Here is an 8,069-nt window from a genome sequence, read left to right as displayed (position 1 = left end):
TATCAGTACAAAGACAATGGTTTATGTGAGGGTAGAAGAAACGGGTGATTTGATTCGTTCACGATTAATGATTTAGTATCGAATTGCTGATATTTATTAAGATAAAAAAATCCCTCTCACTTGAGAGGGATTTTTTTGAGTAAGGACGAATGAACTATTCGACTTCTACGCCGTTTTCTTTGTATAGGCGGCGGCATGCGCGACCATCACTGTGGAACAGGTGACAACGATGAGCTGGAATACCGATCTCGATTTTATCGCCAGTGTCGACTGCAAGCGTGTCCGGCTGACGGAAAATAACGTCGGCGTCCGCGCCTTCTAGATTTAGGTATACTTGAGTTTCGTTACCTAGCTTCTCAACAATCATCACTTCACCGTGAATACTTGCATCAGCTTCAGAAGCGGATAATAGGTGCTCAGGGCGAATGCCTAAAGACATTCGGTCGCCGCGGTTAACGGTTGTACCATCCACCGGAATCCAGAAAGATACGCCGTTAGATAGTTGAACTTTGACGCGCTCTGCTTCTACTTCATCAATGAATACGCTCATGAAGTTCATTTTCGGAGAACCGATAAAGCCAGCTACAAAGCGGTTTTGTGGGTAATGGTAAAGTTCAAGCGGCTTACCAACTTGCGATACATAACCGCCGTCTAGTACAACGATTTTATCTGCCATTGTCATCGCTTCTACCTGATCGTGCGTTACGTAGATCATGGTACAACCAAGTTGGCGTTGTAGCTTAGTAATTTGTGCTCGCATGTTTACACGCAGTGCCGCATCCAAGTTTGATAGTGGCTCGTCTAGAAGGAATACATTTGGCTGCGATACTAATGTTCGGCCAATCGCCACACGTTGACGCTGTCCACCAGAAAGTGCTTTTGGTTGGCGCTCAAGCAAGTGGCCTAGTTGTAGGATTTCTGCTGCTTGTTCAACACGCTTGTCGATTTCTGCTTTGTCTGCTTTTGCTAGTTTCAAGCCAAATGACATGTTGTCATATAAGTTAAGGTGCGGGTAAAGAGCGTAAGACTGGAATACCATACCAACACCACGTTTGGATGGTTCGACGTCATTCATGCGCTGGTCACCAATATACAAATCACCTGAAGTAATGTCTTCAAGACCGGCAATACAACGTAAAAGGGTAGATTTACCACAACCTGATGGACCTACGAAAACAACAAATTCACCTTCGTTGATTGTTAGGTCTACGTTCTTAGAAATCAGTACGTCGCCATACGCTTTACAAACATTTTTTAACGTGACACTCGCCATGTAGCTCGTCCTCGATCAATTTTTTATTATTCACCGCTCATCATTATATGAATTATCTAGCGAGCAGTAACAGTAGGAATCGGTAAGTTCTTGCGGTTGGTAAGAAAAGTAGGGTAGCACTTCAATAAAATGTCCTGAATAGAAGTGCTACCCATCATAGCCAAGTACGAGTTTCTCTCCCCCACATTATTCGTATTGTCTCCCCCGTGAAATAATTACCACAAACAACACTAATAATGACATTCCACTCGTCTGGCAATGCAAAACCAGCAAATCTTTTTCCTAATACGTAGGCACTGCTGGGAAAGGGTTCTTACCATCCACTCTTGGATGACTGCAGTTTCTAAGATTGTGCGTAGTGCGACATCCTCCTAATAGAAATAATTGTAGGGGGAGTAGAAAGGGAGGAGTAAAAAAGGAGGAGGAAGAAAGCAGTTGGTCGGAAATCACATTATTGCACCACCTAAAGTTGAAACCGATCACAGGAACTATCCATTTTGTGATTTGAGTCTCTTACCCTTGGCGATTTAGATCACGAAAATACGTCATAATTGTAAGGGCGTAGGGATTAGGAGGATGAGACATATTGGATTATTTCAGATGATATATGTCGAAATACGGCTGAACCTCAATGGACTAGCCCTACATCAAAAATATAAAAAGGATACGAACATGAAAAAGTTAAGCGCTGTAGCACTAGGTACTCTTGTTGCTTTGGGTTCTTTTGGTGCTAATGCTGCCATCGAAGAAGGACAACTTACTATCTGGATCAACGGTGATAAAGGCTACAACGGCCTTGCTGAAGTTGGTAAGAAATTTGAAGAAGACACAGGCATTAAAGTGACTGTGGCTCACCCAGATGGCCTTCAAGACAAATTCCCTCAAACTGCAGCGACTGGCGACGGTCCTGATATCGTATTCTGGGCTCACGACCGTTTCGGTGGTTACGCAGAAGCTGGCCTGCTAGCAGAAATTAAACCTTCTAAGAATATTCAAGAAGGTATCGTTGATTTCGCTTGGGATGCAGTACGTTACGACGGCAAATTGATCGGCTATCCAGTTGCGGTTGAGTCTCTATCTCTAATCTACAACAAAGACCTAGTTCCAAACCCACCAAAGTCTTGGGAAGAGGTTGCAGCATTAGATGCAAAACTTAAAAAAGACGGCAAGTCTGCAATCATGTGGAACCTAAAAGAACCGTACTTCACTTGGCCATTAATGGCGGCTGATGGCGGCTACGCGTTCAAATACACTTCTGAAGGTTACGATGTTAAAGACGCTGGTATCGCGAAAGAAGGCGTTAAAGACGCAATGACCTTCGTAAAAGGCTTAGTTGATAAAGGCGTAATCTCTGCGGATATGGATTACTCCGTGTCTGAGTCTGCGTTCAACCAAGGCAAAACAGCGATGACGATTAACGGTCCATGGTCTTGGGGCAACATTGAGAAGTCTGGCGTTAACTACGGCGTGACTACGCTACCTAAGTTCCAAGGTCAATCTTCTAAGCCATTCGTTGGTGTTCTAACGGCTGGTATCAGCACTGCGTCTCCAAACAAAGACCTAGCAGTTGAGTTCATTGAGAACTACCTACTAACAAACGATGGCCTACGTATGGTTAACAACGATAAGCCTCTAGGTGCGGTAGCACTTAACTCGTTCCAACGTGAGCTTGATTCAGATACTCGTATCGCAGCAACAATGGACAATGCGATGAACGGCGAAATCATGCCAAATATCCCTCAAATGAACGCATTCTGGGGTGCGGCTAAGAACGCAATCATCAACGTAGTTGACGGTCGTCAAACTGTCGATGCAGCTCTTGCAGATGCAGAAAAACAAATGACTAAATAATTAAGTAAGACCTTTTTAAGGAGGAGGCAACTCCTCCTTACTTTTCTATATTTATTCTATATTCGCTAGCAGGTTCCCTATGCAGTCAGTTCAAGGTACAAATGCTATGACAGCACCAGAAGCCAGCCTTCCGAGCAGCAAAAAAGTGTTCATGAAATGGTCACTTTTAGGCACAGTCGGCATCATCAATGGCTACGCAACAATCCTTATGTATTCTCGCGGTGAGATTGCGTTTGCACTACTTACGCTCATTCTTACCGCTTTAGCGTTGTTCATCTTTGGTAGCAAAAAGACGTACGCACACCGTTACATCTACCCTGGTATAGCAGGGATGATCCTTTTCATTCTTTTTCCTTTGGCGTACACCATAGGTTTGGCGTTTACCAACTATAGCGCGAAGAACCAACTCTCTTTTGATCGCGCTCAGAACGTACTTTTGGACCGAACTTACCAAAGTGGTGATAGCTACCCGTTCACTTTGTATAAAACGGAGCAAGGCCATCAACTTGTGGTTGAAAAAGATGGTGAGCTACTTGCAAGCCCGACTTTTCAGCTTGATAACCTTTCAGCATCGGAGTTTGATCTTTCACCAATTGAAGAAGTGACGGGTGAAAAAGAATCAATCAAGGCGATTGTTAAGAACCGCAGTGCGTTGAGCAGTGTCGATTTACATTTGCCAAGCGGTGATGATATCCGTATGAGTGGGCTGCGCAAATTTGCTGCAGTTGTGCCTTTGTACACATTACAAGAAGATGGTGAAACGCTTTACAACAACCGGACTGAAGAAACGCTACGTCCAAATATGGAAGTAGGTTACTACCAGCCTGTCGATGAAAACGGTCAATTTGTTGGCAGCACAGTGTCACCAGGTTTCGTGGTGAACATTGGTACCCACAACTTTGAGCGTGTTTGGAAAGATGATGGTATCAAAGAGCCGTTTATCAGTATCTTTATCTGGACCATTGTTTTCTCTGCGCTAACCGTATTGTTTACGCTTGTTATTGGTCTTGTCCTTGCCAGTGTGGTTCAGTGGGAAGCACTTAAAGGTCGCTCAGTTTACCGTTTGTTGCTAATCCTGCCTTATGCAGTTCCGGCGTTTATTTCTATCTTGATCTTTAAAGGTTTGTTTAACCAAAGCTTTGGTGAGATCAACATGTTGTTGGAAGGCTTATTCGGCATTAGCCCGGCTTGGTTCTCTGACCCGTTCATGGCGAAAACCATGATCTTAATTGTGAACACTTGGCTTGGTTTCCCTTACATGATGATTTTGTGTATGGGCTTACTAAAAGCGATTCCAGACGATTTATATGAAGCATCAGCAATTGATGGTGCGAACTTTGTCACGAACTTCACACGTATCACACTACCAATGATGTTGAAGCCGTTAACACCATTGTTGATCGCGAGTTTTGCATTTAACTTCAACAACTTCGTACTTATCCAGTTGTTGACTGGCGGTGGTCCAAACATGATTGGTACATCAGAGCCTGCGGGTTACACCGACCTGCTAGTAAGTTACACCTACCGAATCGCATTCGAAGGTGCTGGTGGTCAAGACTTCGGTCTAGCAAGTGCAGTAGCAACGCTTATCTTCCTATTGGTTGGCGCATTGGCACTTATCAACCTACGCGTAACTAAAGTAGCTCAGGACTAAGGAGAAATTACAATGGCAATGGTACAAGGTAAGTCATTAAAGTATCGTGTTTGGGCTACTCATATTGCAATGTGGGCATTCTTGGCACTGATTATTTTCCCTTTACTGATGATCATCGCGATTTCATTCCGTGAAGGTAACTTTGCAACGGGTAGCCTGATCCCAGACAACCCAACACTTGATCACTGGAAATTGGCATTAGGTTTCTCGGTGACTAATCCAGACGGTACAGTTACACCGCCACCATTCCCAGTAATGACATGGTTGTGGAACTCGGTAAAAGTGGGTGGTATTTCTGCAATCCTAATCGTGGCGCTATCAACCACATCGGCTTACGCGTTTGCTCGTATGAAGTTCAAAGGTAAGAACACCATTCTTAAAGCGATGATGATCTTCCAGATGTTCCCTGCGGTGTTGGCACTGGTTGCTCTGTACGCGTTGTTCGACAAACTGGGTCAGTACATTCCTTTCCTTGGTCTGAACACGCATGGCGGTCTGATCTTCGCTTACTTAGGCGGTATCGCACTGCACGTTTGGACCATTAAAGGCTACTTCGAAAGTATTGACTCGTCTCTAGAAGAAGCAGCGGCTCTTGATGGTGCTACACCATGGCAAGCATTCCGTTTGGTATTGCTGCCACTGTCTGTGCCAATCCTAGCGGTAGTCTTCATATTGTCGTTCATCATGGTAATTGGTGAAGTTCCTGTAGCGTCACTACTGCTTTCTGATGTAGACTCGTACACACTTGCAGTGGGTATGCAGCAATACCTATATCCACAAAACTACTTGTGGGGTGACTTTGCCGCAGCTGCTGTACTTTCAGCAGTGCCAATCACTGCCGTATTCTTACTTGCGCAGCGCTGGTTGGTTGGTGGTCTAACCGCTGGTGGTGTGAAAGGATAATCTCTTGTGGTCTGAGATTGATAAGAATAACTAGAAAAGGGCGACCACATGGTCGCCCTTATACTTAGCACGGATATTACAATTTTGGTTTGGCCGCCGATCAGTAATATCTTGGCTTTTATTGGCGTTACGCATAGCTGGCTGTTAGCTTAGTTCCTTACGATTCAATCACTAACAGTTTTTGTAACCATAACCTGAGTTTAGACTCAGGTTTTTTTATGCCTGTTAAAGGCAATTTTGCAATAAGTAGATAGAGATTAGCGGCTTTGCAATGGATTACACAGGGCTTGAATAATGCCCTGCGTAGCACTTCACATAAATAACTAGAGCTTAGTAAAAAGCTAAATTGAGGTAGGGAAGGAAGAGATTAAAACTCTCGGCTGGAAGGTGCGCATCCAACGTATTGAAGCAGCGTGTACAAACTTTCTTGCTGCAGTGCGACGCGACGAAATAGATTAGCAAAGGTAACGTCACCGCCAAAGCAAGTTTGAATGTAATGATTAATTTCTGTTTCGTTATACCCCTCGACGTACATGGTTCTCACCCACTGGTACTCGACCGCTTTTAAATTGGTCAACGTCTCTTCACTTAAGGTCGTTTCTTTTAGTCTCAAGATCCAAACTCTATCCAACTCTAAAATAATGGATGGATTTAAGCAAAGCTAGGTGAAGGATTTATGACAGAGAAGGGCGAGCGTGAAACAAATGGCAAAACCATGATGTTGCTCCACACTCTGGGTCTGGGTAACGTTGAGGTACTTAATAGTGTTCTTAACGGATGCCAGTTACTTGAGATATTTAACGTGTGCTTCCATTTCTTCCCCAATCTCTTTACGCATGTTCATAAGACGGATCGCGGATTGCTCTAAGGCTTTGTCTTCATCTGACTCTGGAATCCATTTCGGTACATCGGTTGGTTTTCCGTTTTCATCTACAGCAACCATGATAACGATACAGTGAGTGGTGAGTCTGTTTTTCATTTGCTTTGGATCACTGGCTTGCACGTCAATCGCAATGTGCATTGAGCTTCGTCCGGTATAAATGACTTTCGCGCTAACTTCGACTAAGTTGCCGACATGAATCGGCGCAACAAACCGAATGCCGCCAGCATATGCGGTAATGCAATATTTACCACTCCACGCTGCAGAGCAGGCGTACGCTGCCAAGTCGATCCATTTCATTACGGCGCCGCCGTGCACTTTTCCGCCAAAATTTACGTCGCTGGGTTCTGCTAAAAAGCGAAGGGTAATGTCTCTTTGACCACTGCTCATCTGTCTTTCCTTGATGGGTTATTGTTTTCCCAATTTAGCAGCAAGATGAATTTTCGGGAATAGCGAATGAAACAAAATATTAACTTTTATTCGAACGCTGGAAGTGACAAGCCACAGCGTAGTTCTGTGGCTTGGGGTGTAGATGTTAATTGGCGGTAGAGGCAACCTCAGAATTGGACAATGGTTTTCTCTGTCTTACTTTTATTTGCGACAGGATAACGCCAGAGATGACTAACAACCCACCAATAATATGGTAAGCGTAAATTTTCTCACCAATTAGTGTTGAAGCAAGTATGACGGAAACCACAGGCATTAGGTTCATGAACATAGCACTTGAATCAGCACCAATTGAATCAATCGCTTTTACCCACATCAGCGGCGCGAAAATGGAAGCAGCAATACCAGCATAAGCGATTAATGGTAGCGCGTCTTGGCTTGGTAACAGTTGTTCACTAGAGAGCCAAAGTGGTGTGAGCATCAAAACAGAAAAGAAGCCCTGCATGTAAACCAGAGTCAAACTACTGAATGGCATTTTCCAGCGTTTTAGCAGAACACAATAAGCCGCGTATACCATGGCAGCAACGAGCATTAAGCTGTCACCTTGCGTTAAGTCTTGATGTAAAAAGTAAGTGATATCACCGTGACCAAGCATAAATGCCAAGCCGCCGAGCGAAATGACACCACCGACGATACTTAACATTGATATAGATTTACCGAGCAATGGGACACTTAAAAACACACTGATCAACGGAACTAAAGAGGTGATCAGGGCCATATTAGAGGCCGTTGTTGTTAAACCGGCATAGTATCCAAGTGACTGGTTGAGAACCATACCAAGTAACGCAAGAAACGCCAACTTAGCTAAGTAAGGTCGAATAATGTGTCGTTGTTTGATGATTGCAGGCAGGCAAAATGGCGTTAGGAGTACCATTGCGACAAACCAACGGTAGAAACTCATCGCACTTGGTTCAATGGCGCTCGCAGCCATCTTGTTCACAATTGAGTTACCACCCCAAATCATAACGGTGAAAAACGGAAGTAAATAAATCATGAGAACCCTATAGCACAATTATTGATGGCGCTAGTCTGGCAGGTCGTTATAATAAAAAGTATCTCTT

Annotated in this window: 7 protein-coding genes; 3 read left to right on the top strand and 4 right to left on the bottom strand. The window is 44.1% G+C overall.

All coding sequences use genetic code 11. The features are described from left to right. Positions 1–154: 154 nt before the first annotated feature. A complete protein-coding gene (malK, locus tag CAG68_RS22055) occupies positions 155–1,273 on the bottom strand; it encodes a maltose/maltodextrin ABC transporter ATP-binding protein MalK (protein ID WP_005375271.1) in 1,119 nt (372 codons plus the stop codon). A 672-nt stretch (positions 1,274–1,945) separates the two neighbouring features. Here malK and malE point away from each other — a divergent pair. The 3 genes from malE to malG all read left to right on the top strand — a co-directional run bounded on the left by malE (position 1,946) and on the right by malG (position 5,681). Continuing rightward, positions 1,946–3,124: a maltose/maltodextrin ABC transporter substrate-binding protein MalE gene (gene malE / locus CAG68_RS22050; RefSeq protein WP_054728735.1), complete on the top strand. Its 1,179-nt coding sequence runs from the start codon at positions 1,946–1,948 to the stop codon at positions 3,122–3,124. 79 nt (positions 3,125–3,203) lie between these two features. Beyond that, on the top strand, positions 3,204–4,778 hold the full coding sequence (malF, locus tag CAG68_RS22045) for a maltose ABC transporter permease MalF (RefSeq protein WP_005375273.1): 1,575 nt from the start codon (positions 3,204–3,206) through the stop codon (positions 4,776–4,778). 12 nt (positions 4,779–4,790) lie between these two features. Beyond that, complete coding sequence (gene malG, locus CAG68_RS22040) at positions 4,791–5,681, top strand: maltose ABC transporter permease MalG (protein WP_005375275.1); 891 nt, start codon at positions 4,791–4,793, stop codon at positions 5,679–5,681. Between the two features lie 367 nt (positions 5,682–6,048). Here the strand turns inward: malG and CAG68_RS22035 are convergent, their stop codons facing one another. The 3 genes from CAG68_RS22035 to CAG68_RS22025 all read right to left on the bottom strand — a co-directional run bounded on the left by CAG68_RS22035 (position 6,049) and on the right by CAG68_RS22025 (position 8,002). Next, positions 6,049–6,294 (bottom strand): hypothetical protein, encoded by a 246-nt coding sequence (locus CAG68_RS22035; protein ID WP_005375277.1) that lies wholly within the window; start codon positions 6,292–6,294, stop codon positions 6,049–6,051. Between the two features lie 171 nt (positions 6,295–6,465). Next, entirely contained in the window at positions 6,466–6,951 is a 486-nt protein-coding gene (locus CAG68_RS22030; RefSeq protein ID WP_005375279.1) for an acyl-CoA thioesterase, read from the bottom strand. Between the two features lie 145 nt (positions 6,952–7,096). Further along, positions 7,097–8,002: a DMT family transporter gene (locus CAG68_RS22025; protein ID WP_017635281.1), complete on the bottom strand. Its 906-nt coding sequence runs from the start codon at positions 8,000–8,002 to the stop codon at positions 7,097–7,099. Between the last annotated feature and the right edge of the window lie 67 nt (positions 8,003–8,069).

Source organism: Vibrio sp. V42_P2S4T144 (genome assembly GCF_009904715.1).
GTDB lineage: Bacteria > Pseudomonadota > Gammaproteobacteria > Enterobacterales > Vibrionaceae > Vibrio > Vibrio alginolyticus.
This window is presented reverse-complemented; position numbering and strand designations above follow the sequence as displayed.